The organism is Thalassospira sp. MCCC 1A01148, assembly GCF_001613795.1.
In the GTDB taxonomy this organism is placed as follows: Bacteria; Pseudomonadota; Alphaproteobacteria; order Rhodospirillales; family Thalassospiraceae; genus Thalassospira.
Genome location: NZ_LPVZ01000021.1, coordinates 100,899 through 120,828, shown reverse-complemented (window position 1 = coordinate 120,828; position 19,930 = coordinate 100,899). Strand labels below are relative to the sequence as shown.

The window sequence follows — 19,930 nt, the reverse complement described above, 5'->3', positions numbered from 1 at the left end:
CTCCCGGCCCGAGACCTCAAAAGGGTCTCTTGCCGACTGCCTCAGACCTGGTCTGCGTAAGGCAGCAGCGCCAGGAAGCGTGCACGCTTGATGGCTTTCGCCAGTTCGCGCTGCTTCTTGGCCGAAACCGCAGTAATACGGCTCGGAACGATTTTGCCGCGTTCGGAAACGAAACGCTGCAGCAGTTTGACATCTTTGTAGTCAATCTTCGGCGCATCCGCACCCGAGAACGGGCAGGTTTTGCGACGACGGAAAAACAGACGACGTCCAGCCATGATATTATCTCCTCGCTATCTGTTAGCCGTTCTGACGGGGACCGCCACGGCGATTACCGCCACGACCGCCGCGCTCGTCGCGGTTGCGCAGAATGGCAGACTGTTCTTCTTCGAACTCGTCAACCTTGACAGTCATCTGGCGCAGAACGTCTTCGTTCAGGCGCATCTGACGCTCGTATTCCGCGATCGCGTCTTTTTCAGCTTCGATCTGGAAGAGGGTATAGTGGCCTTTGCGGTTCTTTTTGACACGGTATGCCAGGGAACGCAGACCCCAATATTCGGTTTTGGCGATTTTGCCACCGAGACCTTCGATGGTCTGGGTCAGCTTTTCATTCAGGCTTTCGACCTGTGCGGTCGAGAAGTCCTGACGTGCGATAAACACGCTCTCGTACTTGCTCATAATACTCCTATTACTCCTTTTGGCTTATCTCTTCCTGACATGACCTCGTGCCACGCAGGCATAGCCGGGCAATCCCGGCAAGGAGCCGTGAGACGGCGGAATATACACTTTTCACCCATGAGTGCAACGCCAAATGCAGCTTTTTACCGTTTACGGGATGGGCAGATCAATTAAGCCTGACCCGCAGAACCCGTCGGGTTGCGGCGAAGCCATCCGGGGCAGTGAGCGTTGCGGTTTTGTGATAACGGTCATGCGTTGCCGTGTGAAGAGGGTTTTCGCGGCGCGGCGGGCGGGAATTGGTGTTCAACACCCCGCAAACAAAGGGGTTTCAAGGCGCGCAGGTTCCAGATTGCCGGTCAAGGTTATCGGGGCGGTTATTGTGCGCTGCGCAACAGGCAGTCCTTCGTAAATGGCGCGAAATATGCCATAAACGCGCGAAGATGATTAAAAGGCCCGACGCATGCACTTTATATTGTTGTGTGTATTTTCGGGTGATGAAAAGCCGGACGGACCGCACCCAAGGGGTTTCAGTTCTTGACAGTGCGCTTGCGCACGTTATCAAGGGTGGCTCAATTTCAAGGGGCCGGTTTTCGGCACAGCCTTCGTAGAAGCTGACAAGGGTTTATTTAATATAATGACACGCGCACTCGTTTTCCCCGGCCAAGGGTCGCAAGCGGTAGGTATGGGCAAGGAACTGGCAGAAGCATTCCCGATTGCCCGCGAAGTTTTCCAGGAAGTTGATGACGCGCTTTCCCAAAAGCTGAGTGCGCTGATGTTCGAAGGACCGGAAAACGAACTGACCCTGACAGAAAATGCGCAACCGGCCCTGATGGCGGTCAGCCTTGCGGTGACCCGTGTGCTGGAAAAAGAGGGCGGCTTTACCTTGACCGACAAATGCGAACTGGTCGCGGGCCATTCCCTTGGTGAATATTCCGCACTTGCTGCTGCGGGCACCTTTGCGATTGCCGATGCCGCACGCCTTTTGAAAATCCGTGGTCAGGCCATGCAGGCCGCTGTACCGGTTGGTGTTGGCGCAATGGCTGCGCTTCTTGGTCTTGATTACGTGGATGCCGTTGCCGTTGCCGAAGAGGCAGCACAAGGCGAAGTCTGCACCGCGGCCAATGATAATGCCAGCGGGCAGGTGGTTGTTTCCGGCCACAAGGCAGCCGTTGAACGTGCAATTGAAATCGCCAAGGAAAAGGGTGCCAAGCGCGCTGTCCTGCTTCCGGTATCTGCACCGTTCCATTGTGCCCTGATGCAGCCGGCTGCTGATCGCATGGCAGAGGCACTGGCCGCTGTCACCATGAATGCGCCAGGCAAGCCGGTTGTTGCCAACGTGACCGCAGAAAAAACTGATAATCCGGAAACCATTCGTAAACTCCTTGTAGAGCAGGTTTGCGGAACCGTGCGCTGGCGTGAGTCGGTTCTTTATATGAAGGAACAAGGCATCACCGATCTGGTCGAGATCGGCGCAGGCAAGGTTTTGACCGGCATGGTACGCCGCATTGACCGCGAACTGAGCGGCACGGCTGTCAACGGTCCGGCAGATATCGAAGCATTCCTCGGCACTCTTTAAGAGTGTTGTGAACACGAACGAACCCAAAGGGAACGAGAATTTATGTTTGATCTTGCAGGGAAAACGGCACTTGTAACCGGTGCGACCGGCGGTATCGGTGGCGAAATCGCCAAGGTTCTGGCTGGCGCTGGTGCGAAGGTCGCTCTGTCGGGGACCCGCCAGGAACGCCTCGAAGCGGTTGCTGCTGAAATCGGCGACAATGCGGTGGTGGTTCCGGGCAACCTTTCGGATTCAGAATCGGTCAATGGCCTGATCAAGAATGCCGAAGAAGCGCTGGGCGGTCAGCTTGATATTCTGGTCAATAATGCGGGAATCACCCGTGATCAGCTTGCCATGCGCCTTAAGGACGAAGACTGGCAGGCAGTTCTTGATGTGAACCTGACCTCAGCCTTCAAGCTTGCGCGCAACTCCCTGCGTGGCATGATGAAGCGTCGTCATGGTCGTATCATCAATATTACCTCGATCGTTGGTGTGACGGGCAATCCGGGCCAGACCAACTATGCCGCAGCCAAAGCCGGCATGATTGGTTGGTCGAAATCGCTGGCACAGGAAGTTGCAGCCCGCGGGATCACAGTAAATTGTGTGGCACCGGGCTTTATCACCACGGCGATGACCGAAGAACTCGGAGACGCCCAGAAAGAAAAGCTTTTGGGCGGTATCCCGGCAGGTCGCATGGGCGACAGCAAAGAGATCGCTGCAGCGGTTCTGTATCTTGCGAGTGACGAAGCAGCTTATGTCACAGGACAGACCTTGCATGTGAATGGCGGAATGGCGATGATTTAACCCGTTGCGGGTTGCCTTCTTTTCTGCTTAAAAGGGGCCGCTATACCAAATATTGAAACTGGCGATTGTTCGTTGTCGGTTTCCGGTTCCCGGGAACTCCTTCAATAGGGGGACGGATCGGGTACCACGTTTACACTACTGACAGAAAACCTATTGAAGGATTTGAGCTATGAGTGATGTCGCAGATCGCGTGAAGAAGATCGTTGTCGAGCACCTCGGTGTTGAAGAAGACAAGGTCACTGAAAACGCAAGCTTCATCGACGATCTGGGCGCAGACAGCCTGGACACCGTTGAGCTGGTTATGGCGTTTGAAGAAGAGTTCGGTTGTGAAATCCCGGACGACGCGGCTGAAAAAATTCTGACCGTTAAAGACGCGATCGACTTCATCGAAAAGGCGGACAGCTAAGTTCGCTGTCAGACATGGGCGCCAGAGGGCATCCTCAGGCGCCCTTTTCGTCTTTGCTGGATTCATAAAATAAAGGCGTAATGCGGGATGAGACGCGTAGTTGTTACCGGTATTGGTGCTGTTACTCCGCTTGCAAGCGGCGCACAGAATACTTGGCAGAAACTGCTGAAAAGCCAATCCGGGATCAAAGGCATCGATACGTTTGACGTGTCGGATATCCCTGCCAAGATCGCTGGCCTTGTGCCGCGCGGTGAGGGTGACGGACTTTTCAACGCTGAAGATCATGTCTCGACCAAAGACATGAAAAAAATGGACGACTTCATCGTCTATGGCGTTGCTGCTGCTGATCAGGCACTTGCCGATTCCGGCTGGAAGCCGGAAACCGAAGAAGATCAGGAAGCCACCGGCGTTCTGATTGGTTCAGGTATCGGTGGTCTGCCACGGATTTCCGAGGCATCTGATCTGGTCAATAACGGCAAGACCCGCCGCGTCAGTCCGTTCTTCATTCCGTCTTGCCTGATCAACCTGGTCTCGGGTCAGGTTTCGATCAAGCACGGCCTTAGAGGTCCGAACCATGCGGTTGTTACCGCTTGTTCGACCGGTGCACACGCTGTTGGCGACGCATCGCGCATGATCATGCTTGGCGATGCCGATGTCATGGTTGCCGGTGGTGCCGAAGCCGCTGTCTGCCGTCTTGGTATGGCAGGCTTTGCCGCCTCACGTGCGCTTTCGACCGGTTACAATGACACGCCTACCGAAGCATCCCGTCCGTGGGATGAAGGCCGTGACGGTTTCGTCATGGGCGAAGGTGCCGGTTGTGTCGTTCTTGAAGAATACGAACACGCCAAAGCGCGTGGAGCACGGATTTATGCCGAAGTTGCCGGTTACGGCATGTCGGGTGATGCCTATCACATCACCGCACCGGCAGAAGACGGCAATGGCGGTTTCCGTTCGATGCGCAATGCAATCCGCAATGCGGGTCTGAACCCGGAAGATGTTGATTACGTCAACGCGCATGGCACCTCGACTCCGCTTGGCGATGAAATCGAACTTGGTGCGGTCAAGCGCCTGTTTGGTGATCACGCCCAGAACATGTCGATGTCTTCGACAAAATCGGCAACGGGTCACCTTCTGGGTGCTGCCGGTGCGATTGAAGCAGTATTCTCGATCCTTGCGATCCATGAAGGTGTCGTTCCGCCGACGCTGAACCTGCGCAATCCGTCCGAAGCATGCAAAGGCATCGATCTGGTTCCGCTTGAAGCCAAACAGCGCAAAGTTAATGTCGCGCTGTCGAACTCGTTCGGCTTTGGTGGCACCAACGCGTCGCTCGTGTTCAAAGCCGTTTAAACAGCAGAGCAACCCCGGGAGCATTCCCTTGAAGCGTTTTCTGCTTTTTCTTGGCTTTCTGATCATCACCGCTGCTCTCGCCATAGGTGGGGCAGCGGTGTATGTTTATGTGCAATACACATCGCCCAGCAATATGGCGCAGGAACGCGACATCATCATCCCGCAGGGGACTGGTGTGCGCGGCATTGCCGAGATTTTCCAACGTGAAAACATCATCACCGAGCCGCTGATCTTCCTTGCAGGGGTCCGCTTCAGTCAGCTTGACCGGTCTCTTCGTGCGGGCGAATACCATTTCCCGGCCCGTGTCAGCCCGAAACGGGCAGCGGAAATCCTTGCAAACGGCGATACGGTCAAACGGTTTGTCACGATTCCGGAAGGCCTTCGGTCTGGCGAAATCGTTGAACGGATCAATCTTGTTGATGGGCTCAGTGGCGAGATCACCGATATCCCCGCTGATGGCACCTTGCTGCCCGAGACGTATCAGTTCTCGTTTGGTGATACCAAGCAAAGCATCATTGATCGTATGCGCACGGCCCATGACCAGATGGTCGAACAGCTTTGGCCCGGTCGTCAGGAAGGCTTGCCGTTTGACACAATCGAAGAGGCCGTCATTCTGGCCTCCATCGTTGAACGGGAAACCGGTGTGGCGGGCGAACGTGCGCGGGTTGCCGGAGTCTTTGTCAATCGCCTGCGACGTGATATGCGCCTGCAATCTGATCCGACAGTTGCTTATGCACTCAGCCCGGACAAGCGTCTTGAACGTCCTTTGACGCGCAAGGACTGGCGCTTTGAAAGCCCGTATAACACCTATGTGAATGCAGGCCTGCCACCAGGGCCGATTACCAATCCGGGTCGCGAGGCATTCTATGCCGTGCTGCATCCGGCCGCGACGGAGGATTTGTACTTTGTTGCCGATGGCACGGGCGGACATGCCTTTGCCCGCACGCTTGATGAGCATAATCGCAACGTCGCCAAGTGGCGGCGCATCCGTGACGGGCAGTGAGTACGACAACGCTTTGGAACAAAATTGACGAAGGCGGCATCAATCTGATGCCGCCTTTCCTTTTAGTGGCCGTCGTGGGTATCGGAGTGGGTATCGGAAGATGACGTTTTCTTCGGGATCCGGGATGCTGCAAGATCCATCAACCACTGCGGTGTCATTTTAAGCATCCCGATGATCAGGTTCATTTGCCACGGGAAGGCGATCATGCCCTTGTTGCGCTCAAGCCCGCGCACGATCTTCTTTGCGGCCTTGTCGGCCTGCATGAAGAATGGCATCGGGAAATCGTTGGCATCGGTGATGCGACTTTTTACAAAGCCCGGGCAGATGACATTTACCTTCACACCGTCAGGAGCCAATGCGCCGCGTAATCCCTCACCGTAAACCCTTACAGTTGCCTTGCAGGCACAATATGCCGGGGCAGAAGGCAAGCCACGCCAGGATGCCTGCGATGCAACAAGGGCGATCTGCCCACGTTTGCGCGCGCGCATGACCTTGATCGCGGGATCAATGGTGTTCAGGACCCCGGCAACATTGGTGGCAAAGATATCGCGGACCTGTTCGGGGCTTTCGCCAAGACCGCCAGTGCCCGCTGAAATACCGGCATTGGCGATGACAAGGCTAAGCGGGGCGATTTCGTCACAATGGGTGACGTAAGCCTCCATGGTTTCGCGCGATGTCACATCCAGAATATCGGCATACACATTTGCCCCGGCTGCCCGGCAGTCATTTTCCACGAGTTGCAGACGCGTTTGGTTGCGCCCGCTGATAAAAAGCGTCACGCCGGTACGCGCAAAATGGCGGGCAAGCGCCGCTCCTATGCCTGAACTGGCACCAGTGATCAGAATGGCATTGTACTGAAAGGACATTTTTGCTCTTACGACGTTTTGAATTATCAGTATCGATTTTTGCGGAACATGCTGCAGCAATAGGGCAGCATTATGAAATAGCAGCAATCAATACCATATTGTCGATATCGCGTGGACGATCGGTGTTCACCCTTGGCGGAACAGGGGGCAATCGTTATAAACGCCGAAACACAAAAGCAGATTGGATGAAAGTATGACCGTTTCAAGCATGACCGGCTTTGCGCGCGTTGATGGCGCTGCAGATGGTTTTGGCTGGACCTGGGAGTTGCGCAGCGTCAACGGCAAAGGGCTTGATGTTCGCCTGCGCCTGAATGGCGGGTTTGAACGCCTTGAAGCCAAGGTACGCGACGCGTTTTCCAAACGCTTTAAACGTGGAAATGTGGGCGTCACGCTAAACGTGTCGCGGTCTGGTGATACGAATGCCTATTCGGTGAACCGGGAACTGCTTTCCGAATTGGTTCAGATTGCAGAGGAGTTTGACAATACCAGCAGCTTGTCGAGCGGCACCATCGCGGATCTGATGAATGTACGCGGTGTGCTTGAGGCCTATGAGCCACAGGAAGATGAAGCAACCCGGGAGGCCAATGACGCCGCCGTGCTGGCAAGCCTGAATGACGCAATTGATCAGATGGCCGCCCACCGGGCCGAAGAAGGCGAAAAGCTGGATGCGATGCTGCGCGGACATATCGATAACATCGAAGCAACCGTGACCCGCGCCCAGAATTGCGAGGCAGCCCGTGCCGAGGCGATCAAGGATCGTCTGAAACGTCAGGTCGAAGAATTGATGGATGCGGGCAAGTTCGATCCAGAACGCCTGCATCAGGAAGCTGCAGTCCTCGCCACCAAGGCCGATATCCGCGAAGAGATTGATCGTCTTAAAGCCCATATCACGGCTGCCCGTGATATGCTTTCAAAGGGTGGATCTATCGGGCGCAAGCTTGATTTTCTGTGTCAGGAATTCAATCGCGAAGCCAATACCTTGTGCTCGAAAGCCAACGATATTGAACTGACCAATTGCGGGATGGAGCTTAAAGTGATCATCGATCAGCTCCGCGAGCAGGTCCAGAACGTCGAATAAGCGGGTAGGGAAGGAACCTTGATGACTGATCCGCATAACCGCCGTGGCGTGATGCTGGTTTTCTGTGCCCCGTCGGGTGCCGGTAAAACGACAATCACCCGTCAGTTGCTAGAAAACGACGATAAGATCTCCTTGTCTGTGTCGGCAACAACGCGTGCGGCCCGCCCCGGTGAACAAGAAGGCACCCACTACTTTTTCAAATCGGTTGATGAATTCAAACATATGATCGCCGATGACGAACTGCTTGAATGGGCAGAAGTGTTTGGCAATTACTATGGGACGCCCATTGGACCGGTTGAAAAGGCGCTTTCGGAAGGCCGTGACGTGCTGTTTGACATCGACTGGCAGGGTGCCCGCCAACTGCGCGACAAGGGCGGAGACGATGTTGTGTCGGTCTTTATCCTGCCGCCTTCATCGGGTGAACTGGAGCGCCGCCTGCGTGATCGCGGGCAGGATGCCGATGACGTGATTATGAAACGTATGGCCAAGGCCGGGGCGGAGATCAGCCATTGGGAAGAATTTGACTATGTGCTGATCAATGACGATCTTGATCGTTGCATTGATGATGTTCGGCACATCATTGGCGCCGAACGCATCAAACGCGAACGTCAAACGGGCCTGCCGGACTTTGTCAAAAAGCTTCTGACCGATTGATATCGGATACGAGAATGGCCGCTTTAAGAAGCGGCCATTTCATCATGGACCAGTGTGAGGCGAACGAAGTCCGCGACACTCAGTTCCTCTGCTCGCACCGTTTCGGTAATGCCAGCCTTTGCAAGCAATTCTCCGACATTGACGTTTAATGTCTTCAAGCTGGCACGCAGCATTTTACGCCGTTGACCAAAGGCAGCCTGGGTGATTTTGGCCAGGCTATCCAGATTGATGTCCGTGCCACGGTCTGCCTTGGGCCGGAGTTGCACGACAGCGGAGGTTACCTTGGGCGGTGGTGTAAAGGCACTGCGATGGACATCAAACAGGATGTCACAGTCACACAGATACTGGCACAGGACCGATAAACGCCCATAGGCCTTGGTTTTTGGCCCCGCCACGACGCGCTCCGCGACTTCCTTCTGGAACATCAGGGTCAGGCTGGCAAATTGATCAATCTGCATCAACCAGCCCAGCAATAGCTGTGTGCCAACATTGTAGGGCAGGTTGGCGACGATCTTGCGCGGGGCCGGGCCCAATTTTGTAACGTCGACGTCCAGCGCATCGCCATCAATGACATGCAGCGCACCGGGGTAATGATTGCTGATCTGTTCCAAAACCGGCTGGCAGCGCGGATCACGCTCGATCACGGTCAGGTTTTTTGCACCGTTAAACAGCAACGCACGCGTCAGGCCGCCAGGGCCCGGACCGATTTCAATTACGGTGGCATCGTCAAGTGGTGCTGCTGCGCGGGCAATGCGCCCGGTCAGGTTCAAATCAAAAAGGAAGTTCTGGCCGAATTTCTTTTGTGCCGAAAGATCATGGGTTGCGATCACTTCGCGCAGAGGCGGAAGGCCATCATTGGCAAGTTTGCCAGTATTGTCGTTGTCTTCTGACACGTCGGTCAGGCTCCCGTCGCAAGGCGTTTTGTTGCCATTTCTGCTGCCATCTTGAGTGCTGCGATCAAGCTATCTGGGCGCGCGATGCCTTTGCCCGCGATATCAAGCGCGGTGCCATGATCTGGTGATGTTCTTATAAATGGCAATCCCAGCGTGACATTCACACCACCATGAAAATCGAGTGTCTTGACGGGTATCAGTGCCTGATCGTGATAAGGGCAAAGTGCCACATCGTAGTTCGCCCGTGCTTCTTCATGGAACATGGTGTCTGCTGGCAGTGGTCCGATCACATCAATACCTTCGCTACGAAGCTGTTCGATCGCGGGGTGCATTATGGTTTGTTCTTCGATGCCCATCGCGCCATCCTCGCCCGCATGCGGGTTCAGGCCAGCAATGGCAAGGCGCGGAGATACGACCCCGAAAGCATCCTTTAAAGATTGATGCGTGATCCGGCAACGCTCGACAATCAGCTCAGTTGTCAACTGTGTCGGGACATCCTTGAGCGCGATGTGAATGGTCAGCGGAACAACACGCAGCTTGCTGTTGGCCAACATCATGACCGGAATTGTTCCCGGACCTGCAAGTTCCGCCAGAAACTCGGTATGGCCGGGATGGCTGAAACCCGCTTCATATAGTGCGCTTTTCTGGATCGGGTTGGTAACGACTGCACACGCGTCGCCGTTGGTTGCCAATTCGACGGCCGTTGTGATGCTTTCAATCACAACACTTGCTGTTCCCGGCGATGCGATACCGGAAACGATATCGGTGGTAATATCCGCGACCTCCAGAACCGGCAAGGCGTGTTTGAATGTTGATGCTGCCTCGTCAATCGTGTCAATAACCTTCAGCGGAACGTCACTTCCGCTTTGCGTGATTGCGTGTTTGACAATGCTGACAGGGGATAACAGGCAGAATGGCGCGATTTGATCCTGCGTGCGCCGAAGCCATGCCTTGACCGCAAGCTCCGGCCCGATGCCGCCGGGTTCGCCGATGGTCAGCGCGATGGGGGCGATTTCTGTCATCCTGTCTGGGTCCTGTTGACCGGATCAGATCCGGATATCAATAAATGCCTGGCGACGCAGTTCACGAAGTTTGCGACGTGCCAGAATATCAAGACGTTCCATCCGCAGACGGTTTTCGATGTCTTGACGGCTGGGTAGGTTGCTCTCTTCGGTGATGTTACAAATCATGACCATCAGAGCTCCGCCATCAACGCGAACAATATTGGATGGCGTGCCTTGCTCAAGATTGCCGATGGCCTGCCGGATCGGACCGGAGAGTTCTTCGGGCGAAATGCCCTCCATCTTGCCGCTCAGATCGGAACCAAGGCCCACGGCAACGTTTGCCATGGCGTCACAGCTATTGGCAGTTTCGCGCGTGTTTTGCAGAACGGCGATTTTGGCATCAATTTGATCCTGCGGCATGTCGCCATTGATCGGTACGAACAGCTGATAAAGATCTAGGCGGGTGTCTGTTACTGCATTGGTATCTCCTACACGACGATCCAGCAGTTTCACGATGTAGTAACCGCGAATGGTCTGGATCGGGGCACTGACGTCGCCGGGCTGAAGCTGATTGACTGCCTGTTGCAAGTCACTCGCCATTTCACCGGCGTAAAGCCAACCAAGGTCACCGCCGTTGGCGGCACTGGCACTTGCGGAGAATTGCCGGGCCAGACCACCGAAATCTGCACCCTGGTTCACCGCATCCAGAATTTCCTGTGCGGTCTGATATACACGTGTGCTGTCTTGGGGATTGTCGACCGGCAGGAAAATCTCCTGCACCCGATTTCGTGGCTTGTTCTGATTGCTGATGATGCGTTCAAGGTTGTCGTCGATTTCTGATTCGGAAATCTGGACTTCATTGCGCATGGTGCCCAGAACCTTCTGCCACGCAACCTGCGGCCGGATCTGGCTTTCAAGCGTTCCCGGGGCGATCTGACGTTCTGCGAGATAGGTATCAAGCATGCCATCCGGCAGGCCTGCATTTTGCTCGATTATCGATTTCCCACGTGCGATCTCTTCATCGCTCACCTCAATACCACGACGCTCTGCTTCCTGCATTTGCAGCTTTTCATTGATCAGCTGCTGCAAAATCTGCGGCGCCATTTCATTCCTGCGCTGGGGCGTCATCTCGATATTTGAGGAGACAGCCACGAGCTTGATTCGCTCGACAAGGTCAATAATCGAAATCGGATCGTCATTCACCACCGCCGCGACGCCAACAGGGGACTGGGCGCGAACTGGTGCTGCCAACATTGAAAGCGTGACGGCTATCATGACAGCACAGATTTTCAAGGATGCAGAAATCGAAAATTTGGAAACCATTTTAACTTACAATCCGGCTGCAGATGCAAACTCGCCAAGGGTCTTGAAGACCAAACGGAAAAGGAACTCGTCTGACTCGCCAAGGTCCTGATCCTGATAGAAGGTTCTGCGAATACGACCATCGAAGATGAAGCACTCATCTTCATAAACGAAACCGACGCCATATTCCAAGGGGTCAGACTGATCTATGTCATAACGTCCATAGGCCCGACCGGACCAGAATTGATTGAATTGACGCTCAGCCTGAAAATATAGTTCTTCACGCTCATCAAATTCTTCACTGCCCGCGTCATCCGTAAAATGTACGTAGGAGGTGTTGATTCTGAGGGTGTCAACAGAGCCAGCGTCCAAGATCACCTGATTGCGGCGTGCAGACAAATCATCATTATCCAACCGATAACGATAGGTCAGGTCAAGATATCGGTTTGGAGAAACAGTTAATCTGCCGACATAATCAGAAAGGTGTTCCTCAAGACCTGAGCCGACCGCAAATGTGTCGTTTGCATTTTCGCGATAGCTTTGGCCGACCATGGCGCTGGTGTAGCCTCCACCAGGCCCATAAACGCCCCATTCAAGACCATAACTCGCCCGAAAACCATCCTCTGCGCGGTCCAGACCGCCAAAGCGATCATGCGCAAAGAGATTGATGTCATCGAACTCGAAGGATTGGGAGTCCTCATTGGGAATTTCATCATGGTTGCCACCGTTCGGAGACCATGCGGCCATCACCATTGGGGTAATAACCTGATGGTATGCACCCTGGTTGCTCACAAACGGCATCTGCCAGTCGATCGCTGCGAGCGGAAGGATGCGGCCCGCGTAGCCGTCATAGTCGCTCTTGCCGGTACGGCTTACGTCTGAAACGATGTAGTTATCGCTGCGGACAGAGAGGCTCAATTTGGTGACATCTCCCATTGTGCCCACATGCGGAAGTTCCCACCCTGCTTTGGCAGAAACGCGATGTGAATTTGCGCCCTCTTTTCGGGTTAGGGACAAAGCGTCGAGGTCAAGCGTCGTGACACTTCCGTATTTTGCCGGAGAAGACTGTCCGTGGAACTGCATGTGCGGCAGTACCAAAGGCGTCGTGTCTCGATCGTCATCGCTTTTTAAACCCTGGAAGTAATACGCGTCTGCGCGGGTATAGCTTGCGCCACGAAAACCTTCGGTAAACATGTTGGATGTCAGAACTGATGGTGATGCGAAGCCGTAGCGCGACAGGTACGTTTTTTCGGTCGCTTGCTCGGCATCAAAGCCCCAACGCCATGTTCGATCAATATCGAACCGACCTTCTGCGTCAATGTGTCCTTTCCACTTGTCTTCATTGTCGTTGGTCACACTGCCGACGAATTCCAACTCGCCACTGTCAAAGCGTTGTCTGTATTCTGTCGCGAGCAACGGGCCTTCATCCGTTGTGTAGGTGGGAGTGAACGTCATGTCCTTGCTTTTATCAATCGCCCAGTAATAAGGCTGACTGAAGTAGCTACCAACATGACTGGTACTGCCAAAGGAGGGAGCGAGAAGGCCTGATTGGCGTTTGACGGTTGGGTCGGGGTGTTGAAAATAGGGCGAGTACAGAATTGGCACACCGGCAACTTCGAGGCGCGCGTCTTTATATTCTACTGTTTTGGCATTGGCATCATGTAAGACGCGAGCTGCGCGAATACGCCAAAGCGGGGTTGAATTGCCGCCATTGTCTTCGCAAACCTTGCAAGGGGAGTAGACAGCCTTGGCTATCTCGGTGAAGTTTCCTCCGCTGCGTCGGGCTCCAGATCCGGCGATACGGGTGTTTTCGTCAAGCAAGACATAAATGTCTTCGACGATGCCCTCCTTGAAATCACCACTCAGTTCGACATGGCTTGCAAAGGTCACTTCGCCGCTTGGCTCGGTAATGCTGACATTTCCCGAAGCCGTCAACACGTCCTGTGAACGGTCGTAGCTTACTGTATCAGCAAGTAAAATCCTGCCTTCGCGTGAGATTTCGACATTCCCGCGTGCGGTGACTGTTTGAAGATCCTGATTGTAATCAACCTCATCTGCGCTAAACAGAATCGCCGGGGCTGGTTGGCGAACTTCTGGGTCAGTTGTTTGAGCCATTGCGGGATACATGTTTGCAAGCCCCCCGCCAATGAAAATTCCACAGCCCAGAATGGTGCCTGTTGCTAATCTTTTTATCATTCCCCCCGCCATGACCATAGGCTAGCCATCCTCAAGATGCAGCAAAGTGGAGACCCCGAGTAACAAGGAAATCCCCGCAGGGGCCCAAGCCGATAAAATAGGCGGAATGCCCCCTGAAACACCCAAAGCCGAAATTACGTCTGTGCAAAAATAGAGTATGAACCCTGTTGCGACACCACCACCGATAACAAGCGATGCGCGCCGACGTCGAGAAAATTTGAGGCAAAATGCCGCCGCAATCAGAACCATTGCGCATAAAAGTAAAGGTCTCGACAACAGGCCGTGAAAGTGAATGCGATGGCGGGTTGCGTTAAAACCAGCGCGTTCAAGCAAAGTGATGAAGGGTTTCAGGTCCCAGAATGACATGGTTTCTGGCGATGCGAAACTATCCTGGATTTTCCGGGTGGTAAGATTGGTTGGCAACATCAACTCATCTGAGAATGAGCTGGCCTGACCCGGGACAAAAGTCCATGCATTATAGAAATGCCAAGTGCCTGGTTCCAGTACCGCACGTCCGGCATCAATCCTAGTAGTGAAACTGTCGGCATCTTCGAACCGGAATATTGTGACGTCTCGAAGATCGAGTTGATCGCCGTGCTGCCGGTTGACGGAACGTGCATAGATAACAGCTTGGCCATCCTGTGTGCCTTGTCGCAGCCAAAGCCCACTTGAGGAAAGGTTCATGACGCTTGCGTTATTTTGCAGATAGCGTGCTTCGAGCGTTTCGTACTTCTGTAGCAGGATGGAGGACAATGGATTTAGAGCACCCACCTGAATAAAACCAAGCAGTAGAGCACACAGGATAGGTGGCAGCATGAACTGCCAAGCGGAGACGCCGGCCGCACGCGTAACGATCAGTTCCTGATTGCCAGTCAACTTCCAGAACGAGAACATAGACCCGAAAAGTACGGCAAAGGGCAGAACTTTCTCGGTCATGAATGGAATACGACTAGTCGCCATTTGGATTACAATGCCAACAGATGCATCTGGTTTGTTGCCAGCGCGACGAAGAAGCTCAATCGTATCTCCTATGAGGATTAGCCCGATCAAAAGGGCCAAAATTGACAGAATAGAGACAAGCACATGCTTGCCGAAATACCAGGTCAGAAGCGTTGAAATCCTCATGCTTCTGCCTCTTGATCTTGTGCGCGCCGTGCCTTGACGACAGGCCCACGGAATGTCCAATAAAGTCCGACAGCAATCGGGAGCAATACGTTCATATACATCAGCGGAACAAGTGCCGGGTTCTTGGCGGCAAGGTTTTTCATCGCAATGCCGGAGGCCTGACTCAAGACCATCACACCAATCGCCGCCAGCAGTCTGCCCGTTTGGCCACGTCTGGAAAAGCTGCTTGAAACAAGTACAGCCAACGCAATGCTAGCAAAGGCGATAGCATTAAGCGGCGAAATCAGGCGATCGTGTCCTTCTGCTCGGAACGCCCCGAGATCGTGCCGAGCGATGTCGGGTGGGGTTCCGGTCAACAGATTATAGACGCTGCGTTCGCGGGCTTCCTGATAGCGAATGCCTTCATCTGCTCCCCCTAGCGCGATATCCACGGCATAGCGATCAAAATACAGGATCGACATGGTGCCGTCTTCGGGGTCAACTTCCTGGCGGTTGCCATCGAGCAGAACAATACGCGGCCCATCGTCGGTTCTAACCAGGGCGCCATGTTTCGCCATCATTGTGGTTTGAGCATTGGGATCGCGTGCGTCATGTACCAGAATGCCAAGCAGTTCATTGTCCCGGCCAACCTCACGCACATAAACGGTCAATCCGTCAAGATCGGTAAAGCTGCCTTCCTGCAGGAGAACCGACGAAAAATCATTCCTGATTGAAAACTGCAGTTCCTTGAACTGTTCGTAACTGTAGGGAAGATAGAAAAGGGTGAGAAAGTAACAAACCGATGTCGAAAGCAGCGCCACCATCAATGCCGGTTTTGCGAGAGCCCACTGGCTAAGCCCGGCTGCGCGCATGATGATCAGTTCGCGGTCCTGAATGAGTTTGTTGTAGGTAAAAACAATCACGAAAAACAACGCGATCGGAATAATGATCGTCAGGAAGCTGGGCAGCAGCAAGGACGTCAGCTGCAAAAATACGGTGATCGACAGCCCCCGATTCACGATCATTTCGACAAAGCGCAAGCTTTGCGACAGCCAGATGACACAGAGGAGACCCAGTGTCACGAAGACCATCATGATCAACAGCTGTTTCAGCATATATCGGGTTAAGCGATTCATTGGGCGGATTATAGAGAAGCAATTGAAAATCGAAACAGGAAATTGTCATCAAATCCGGCGAAATCTTGCGGAATTTCCGAATGTTGGGCCAGAAGTGCAGCAAAGAACGGCAGGGTTGATGGATGGGGCCGAATGGGTGCACCGCCTTGATCAGTTGATAGCGGCGATGCACCATATCCTTGGTCAAGAAGCACGGCGAAAACAAGGCTGTGCCTAGAGCATCTTCGGGTCCGTGCAATTGCGGACCTGGGCGGCCATAAAATCGGCCTCTGGTAGAAGTTGACCAAAGAAGAACAAACAGCTTTGCGTTTTCTCTGATTTCATATCTTCCGGTGTACTGGCTTTTTTCACCATCTGCAGGGAGCGCAGCATCAACCAGCCGGCAATACACAATGCTGCTTGGCGCAAATAAGGAGTTGCAAGCACCTGCGCCATCTCGGCATTTTTCGCGCCGCGTTCAAGCACGATGTCTGTCGATCCTTCAAGTTCGGAAATAGCATGATCAAGCGCATCGCATGCGTGGGCAAGTTCAGTGGCTTCATTGTCCTCACGAACATCGTTGATTGTATTCTTGATTTCCGTGAGCAATGCTGTAAGCGCACCTGCCTGGTCGCGCAAAACCTTGCGTCCTATGAAATCAAGGGATTGAATGCCATTCGTGCCCTCATAGATTGGCGCAATGCGGGCGTCGCGAAGGTGCTGCGCCGCACCGGTTTCCTCGATAAAGCCCATGCCACCGTGCACTTGTATCCCAAGCGAAGCATTCTCGACCCCAAGGTCGGTCGACCACGCTTTCACAAGCGGAATGAGAAGGTCTGCGCGGGCCTGCGCAGCGGCACGCTCATCTGCGTCAGACAAATGATGGGCAAGATCAAGCTGGCTCGCCGTGTAAAGTGAAAGCGCGCGTGCCGCCTCGGTGGATGAGCGCATGCGCATCAGCATACGCTGCAAATCTCCATGAACTGCGATCGGCGCTTCTTCGCCCGTTTTGCTGTCTCGGCCCTGTTTTCGTGTGTTGGCATATTCAAGAGCCTGTTGAAAGGCGCGCTCGGAAATGGCGACACCTTGTTGGCCAACTGCAAGGCGGGCATTGTTCATCATCGTGAACATATAGGCCAATCCCTTGCCTTCTTCGCCAATCAGGTAGCCGGTAGCACCTCCGTTATCTCCGAACTGCAAAACCGCGGTTGGGCTGGCGTGAATGCCAAGTTTGTGTTCAAGCGACACGCAGGTCACGTCATTACGCGCGCCGATTTCTCCGTTATCCGAAACCAGATACTTCGGAACGATAAACAGCGAAATGCCCTTGACCCCGGCGGGCGCATCGGGTGTGCGGGCCAAAACGAGATGCACGATATTCTCGGTCATCTCGTGATCGCCATAGGTGATGAAAATTTTCTGGCCAGAAACCTTGTAGGTCCCGTCATCTTGCAGGATTGCCGTGCTGCGAACCTTTGAAAGATCGGAACCGGCTTGCGGTTCTGTCAGGTTCATGGTGCCGGTCCATTCACCGGAGACAAGACGCGACAGATACAGTTTACGTTGCTGTTCCGAACCATGCGCAGTCAAGGCTTCAATCGCACCGGATGTAAGCATCGGGCACAATGCAAACGCCATGTTGGCGGACTGCCACATTTCGGCAACTGCCGCGCCAAGCAAGATCGGCAACCCCATGCCGCCTTCGCTTTCGGGGGCAGAAATTCCTTGCCAGCCGCCTTCGCAAAACTGGGCATAGGCCTCTTTCCAGCCCGTGGGCGTGCCAACCGTGCCGTCTGCAAGAAGTTTTGCGCCTTCCTGATCACCGATCCGATTTAACGGTGAGAGAACAGAGGCAGCAAACTTTCCTGCTTCTTCAAGGATTGCGTCAACCAGATCCGGGCTTGTTTCGCCAAATGGCGGCAGCCTGGACACGGTATCAAGACCAATCACGTCATGAATCAGAAAGCGTATATCTGAGATGGGTGGGCTAAAGTCGCTCATGAAAAAAGACGTCTCCCTGAATTATGAGCCGCCCGCTCGGAACAGTCGGCTTTGTGCCAACTTTATTTGTTGGGTGGTAGCATAACGATCCGGGGATTTAAGATCGAGTCAGTTTCGTCAGATATTGCCAAAGGATGTATTCAACATTGGTTGAACCAGTTGTTCCGCATTTGACCACTGGCGAAACGACGAAATGCTTCCGATATGTTGCAAAGGCCGGTGTTTGATGTGTTCAACAGGTAAAAGTTGCGTGATTAGTCAACTATTGCGCATCCGGGGGTCGCCAATCGAAAAAAGGCAGGCTAGACTTACTGTTGAACACGTCAAAAAGAAAACGGATGACAATCCGGTCGATTGTATCGAAGGACAGGAGCAAGCTGTTGCTGCGTAAAGGAATATTGCCAATTTTGTTTGCGGTGCTGATTTCGTTCGCCGGAACAAGACTGGTGGCGTGTGCTGGACCGGCATGGCCAAGCGATGAAGAACGCAGATTTCTTGATGCCTACCGTGCCAGCGTAACCGCAGGTGCGAGTGCGGAACAATTTGCTCATGCTGACAAGCTGTATGTCGAAGCACTTCAGGTTCTGTCCGAGACATATGTCGAAAAAATCGACCGAATAGCGTTTATTGATAACAGCATCGCCGTGCTTGGCGAACTCGAGACCGATGATACATCACCGCTTGGTGTCGTAGGTGCGGTTCTTGATGACGGGTTACATGATCTTGACCCGCATAGCGCCTATATGACGGATGACATGTTCCGCCGCCTGCAGGAAAGTACTGAAGGCAGCTTTGCTGGTGTCGGCATTGTCATTGCGCTTGATGATGAAAAACGCATCCGGATTGTCTCGCCGATTGATGACACGCCCGCCGCCCGTGCCGGCCTTCGCCCTGACGACCGTATTACGCATATTGATGGCTATCACATGGTCGGAGAGCCAATCTCGGAAGCCGTCCGGCGTATGCGCGGTCGCGTCGGTGATCCGGTGACGCTGACGATTAAACGTGTTGAGGACAGCTTTGATGTCACTGTAAAGCGCGCACGGATTGAAGTGCCGTCTGTTACAGCAAGCATCATTGATCAGGATATTGGCTATATCCGTGTGTCTCGTTTCGATGCCACGACACTTGATCAGACTCAGGAATACCTGCGCGAACTCGAAGACCGGATTGCATCGCTGCGCGGGGTCATCGTTGATTTACGCCGCAATCCGGGCGGGTTGCTCGATAGTGCCGCCGACATTGCAGACCAGTTCCTGCAAGATGGACTGATAGTCGCGACCGAAGGGCGCGGCGAGCGGAAACTGCGCAGTTACGAAGCGGATCGTTCCGATTTCTTTGAAGATGTTCCAATGGCGATCTTGCTTGATCGCGGGTCGGCATCAGGTGCGGAATTGATGGCAGCCGCCCTTCGTGAAAACGGGCGCGGCATCATCATTGGCGAGCGATCCTTTGGCAAAGGCTCCATGCAGCGGATTATGCCGCTAACCTCGGGCGGTGGGCTTAAAATCACCACCGGATATTACACCACGCCGGAAAACCACATCGTGCAGGGCCATGGTGTGATCCCCGATATCGAGGTCGTACTGGCTGATGCCGAAGAGTTCGAGCGTGAGATTGATCTTGAGCACGCCTTGCCGTCGCGCCGTCGCGATCCACGTCAGTCTCTTGCAACGCTTGAAGCGACAACCTGCGAGCAGGATATCGAGATCGAACGTCTTGGCAAATCGAGCCGCGATAACCTTGAGGAAAGCCTGGCAGAGGGTGAGGAACCGCCACGGGATTCCGTTCTTGAGTGTGCTGTCGGCTATTTCGATAACGGCCCGCTGGCCAATTACCGCAATCAGGTAGAGCCACTATTGCGCGCCGGTCTGTAACCGCCGAACACTATATCAATGCGAAAAGCGCAGCCCATCAGGCCGCGCTT

19 protein-coding genes are annotated in these 19,930 nt (G+C 54.0%); 9 read left to right on the top strand and 10 right to left on the bottom strand.

From position 1 onward, the window contains the following. Positions 1–41: 41 nt before the first annotated feature. Positions 42–275, bottom strand: a complete 234-nt coding sequence (gene rpsR, locus AUQ43_RS16870; protein ID WP_033067602.1) for a 30S ribosomal protein S18 — start codon at positions 273–275, stop codon at positions 42–44. A gap of 22 nt (positions 276–297) precedes the next feature. Beyond that, positions 298–675: a 30S ribosomal protein S6 gene (rpsF, locus tag AUQ43_RS16865; protein WP_062957482.1), complete on the bottom strand. Its 378-nt coding sequence runs from the start codon at positions 673–675 to the stop codon at positions 298–300. Between the two features lie 634 nt (positions 676–1,309). Here rpsF and fabD point away from each other — a divergent pair. The 5 genes from fabD to mltG all read left to right on the top strand — a co-directional run bounded on the left by fabD (position 1,310) and on the right by mltG (position 5,790). Next, positions 1,310–2,251 carry an ACP S-malonyltransferase gene (fabD, locus tag AUQ43_RS16860; protein WP_062957481.1) on the top strand — a complete coding sequence of 314 codons (942 nt, stop codon included), beginning with the start codon at positions 1,310–1,312 and terminating at the stop codon, positions 2,249–2,251. Positions 2,252–2,293: 42 nt separating this feature from the next. Next, positions 2,294–3,034 (top strand): 3-oxoacyl-[acyl-carrier-protein] reductase, encoded by a 741-nt coding sequence (gene fabG / locus AUQ43_RS16855; RefSeq protein ID WP_062957480.1) that lies wholly within the window; start codon positions 2,294–2,296, stop codon positions 3,032–3,034. A gap of 169 nt (positions 3,035–3,203) precedes the next feature. Beyond that, a complete protein-coding gene (locus AUQ43_RS16850; RefSeq protein ID WP_008890547.1) occupies positions 3,204–3,440 on the top strand; it encodes an acyl carrier protein in 237 nt (78 codons plus the stop codon). A gap of 87 nt (positions 3,441–3,527) precedes the next feature. After that, positions 3,528–4,787, top strand: a complete 1,260-nt coding sequence (gene fabF / locus AUQ43_RS16845) for a beta-ketoacyl-ACP synthase II (RefSeq protein WP_062957479.1) — start codon at positions 3,528–3,530, stop codon at positions 4,785–4,787. 28 nt (positions 4,788–4,815) lie between these two features. Continuing rightward, a complete protein-coding gene (mltG, locus tag AUQ43_RS16840) occupies positions 4,816–5,790 on the top strand; it encodes an endolytic transglycosylase MltG (protein WP_062957478.1) in 975 nt (324 codons plus the stop codon). 62 nt (positions 5,791–5,852) lie between these two features. On the opposite strand, the gene AUQ43_RS16835 is transcribed toward mltG, so the two are convergent. After that, a complete protein-coding gene (locus tag AUQ43_RS16835; protein ID WP_062957477.1) occupies positions 5,853–6,656 on the bottom strand; it encodes an SDR family NAD(P)-dependent oxidoreductase in 804 nt (267 codons plus the stop codon). A 193-nt stretch (positions 6,657–6,849) separates the two neighbouring features. On the opposite strand from AUQ43_RS16835, the gene AUQ43_RS16830 reads away from it, so the two are divergent. Further along, positions 6,850–7,734 (top strand): YicC/YloC family endoribonuclease, encoded by an 885-nt coding sequence (locus tag AUQ43_RS16830; protein ID WP_062957476.1) that lies wholly within the window; start codon positions 6,850–6,852, stop codon positions 7,732–7,734. A 21-nt stretch (positions 7,735–7,755) separates the two neighbouring features. Next, on the top strand, positions 7,756–8,388 hold the full coding sequence (gmk, locus tag AUQ43_RS16825) for a guanylate kinase (RefSeq protein WP_062957475.1): 633 nt from the start codon (positions 7,756–7,758) through the stop codon (positions 8,386–8,388). 23 nt (positions 8,389–8,411) lie between these two features. Here gmk and rsmA read toward each other — a convergent pair whose 3' ends face one another. The 6 genes from rsmA to lptF are packed head-to-tail and all read right to left on the bottom strand — an operon-like array spanning position 8,412 to position 15,978. Next, on the bottom strand, positions 8,412–9,281 hold the full coding sequence (rsmA, locus tag AUQ43_RS16820) for a 16S rRNA (adenine(1518)-N(6)/adenine(1519)-N(6))-dimethyltransferase RsmA (RefSeq protein ID WP_062957474.1): 870 nt from the start codon (positions 9,279–9,281) through the stop codon (positions 8,412–8,414). A 5-nt stretch (positions 9,282–9,286) separates the two neighbouring features. Next, positions 9,287–10,303 carry a 4-hydroxythreonine-4-phosphate dehydrogenase PdxA gene (pdxA, locus tag AUQ43_RS16815; protein WP_062957473.1) on the bottom strand — a complete coding sequence of 339 codons (1,017 nt, stop codon included), beginning with the start codon at positions 10,301–10,303 and terminating at the stop codon, positions 9,287–9,289. A gap of 24 nt (positions 10,304–10,327) precedes the next feature. Then, the gene (locus AUQ43_RS16810) at positions 10,328–11,608 is read right to left on the bottom strand and encodes a peptidylprolyl isomerase (protein WP_062957472.1); all 1,281 of its coding nucleotides are present in this window, start codon (positions 11,606–11,608) and stop codon (positions 10,328–10,330) included. Positions 11,609–11,614: 6 nt separating this feature from the next. Next, complete coding sequence (locus tag AUQ43_RS16805; protein ID WP_062957471.1) at positions 11,615–13,801, bottom strand: LPS-assembly protein LptD; 2,187 nt, start codon at positions 13,799–13,801, stop codon at positions 11,615–11,617. Between the two features lie 3 nt (positions 13,802–13,804). Continuing rightward, entirely contained in the window at positions 13,805–14,908 is a 1,104-nt protein-coding gene (lptG, locus tag AUQ43_RS16800; protein WP_062957470.1) for an LPS export ABC transporter permease LptG, read from the bottom strand. Next, positions 14,905–15,978: an LPS export ABC transporter permease LptF gene (lptF, locus tag AUQ43_RS16795; RefSeq protein ID WP_232310732.1), complete on the bottom strand. Its 1,074-nt coding sequence runs from the start codon at positions 15,976–15,978 to the stop codon at positions 14,905–14,907. Before lptF ends, lptG begins: the two co-directional genes overlap by 4 nt. Position 15,979: 1 nt before the next feature. Between lptF and AUQ43_RS20465 the strand changes: the two genes are divergently transcribed. After that, positions 15,980–16,240 carry a hypothetical protein gene (locus AUQ43_RS20465; protein ID WP_181838572.1) on the top strand — a complete coding sequence of 87 codons (261 nt, stop codon included), beginning with the start codon at positions 15,980–15,982 and terminating at the stop codon, positions 16,238–16,240. Here the strand turns inward: AUQ43_RS20465 and AUQ43_RS16785 are convergent. Continuing rightward, positions 16,237–18,003: an acyl-CoA dehydrogenase gene (locus tag AUQ43_RS16785; RefSeq protein ID WP_062957467.1), complete on the bottom strand. Its 1,767-nt coding sequence runs from the start codon at positions 18,001–18,003 to the stop codon at positions 16,237–16,239. The two genes, AUQ43_RS20465 and AUQ43_RS16785, sit on opposite strands and share 4 nt — an antisense overlap. Before the next feature lie 380 nt (positions 18,004–18,383). Between AUQ43_RS16785 and AUQ43_RS16780 the strand changes: the two genes are divergently transcribed. Beyond that, positions 18,384–19,880: a S41 family peptidase gene (locus AUQ43_RS16780; RefSeq protein WP_232310722.1), complete on the top strand. Its 1,497-nt coding sequence runs from the start codon at positions 18,384–18,386 to the stop codon at positions 19,878–19,880. Positions 19,881–19,930 lie beyond the last annotated feature (50 nt).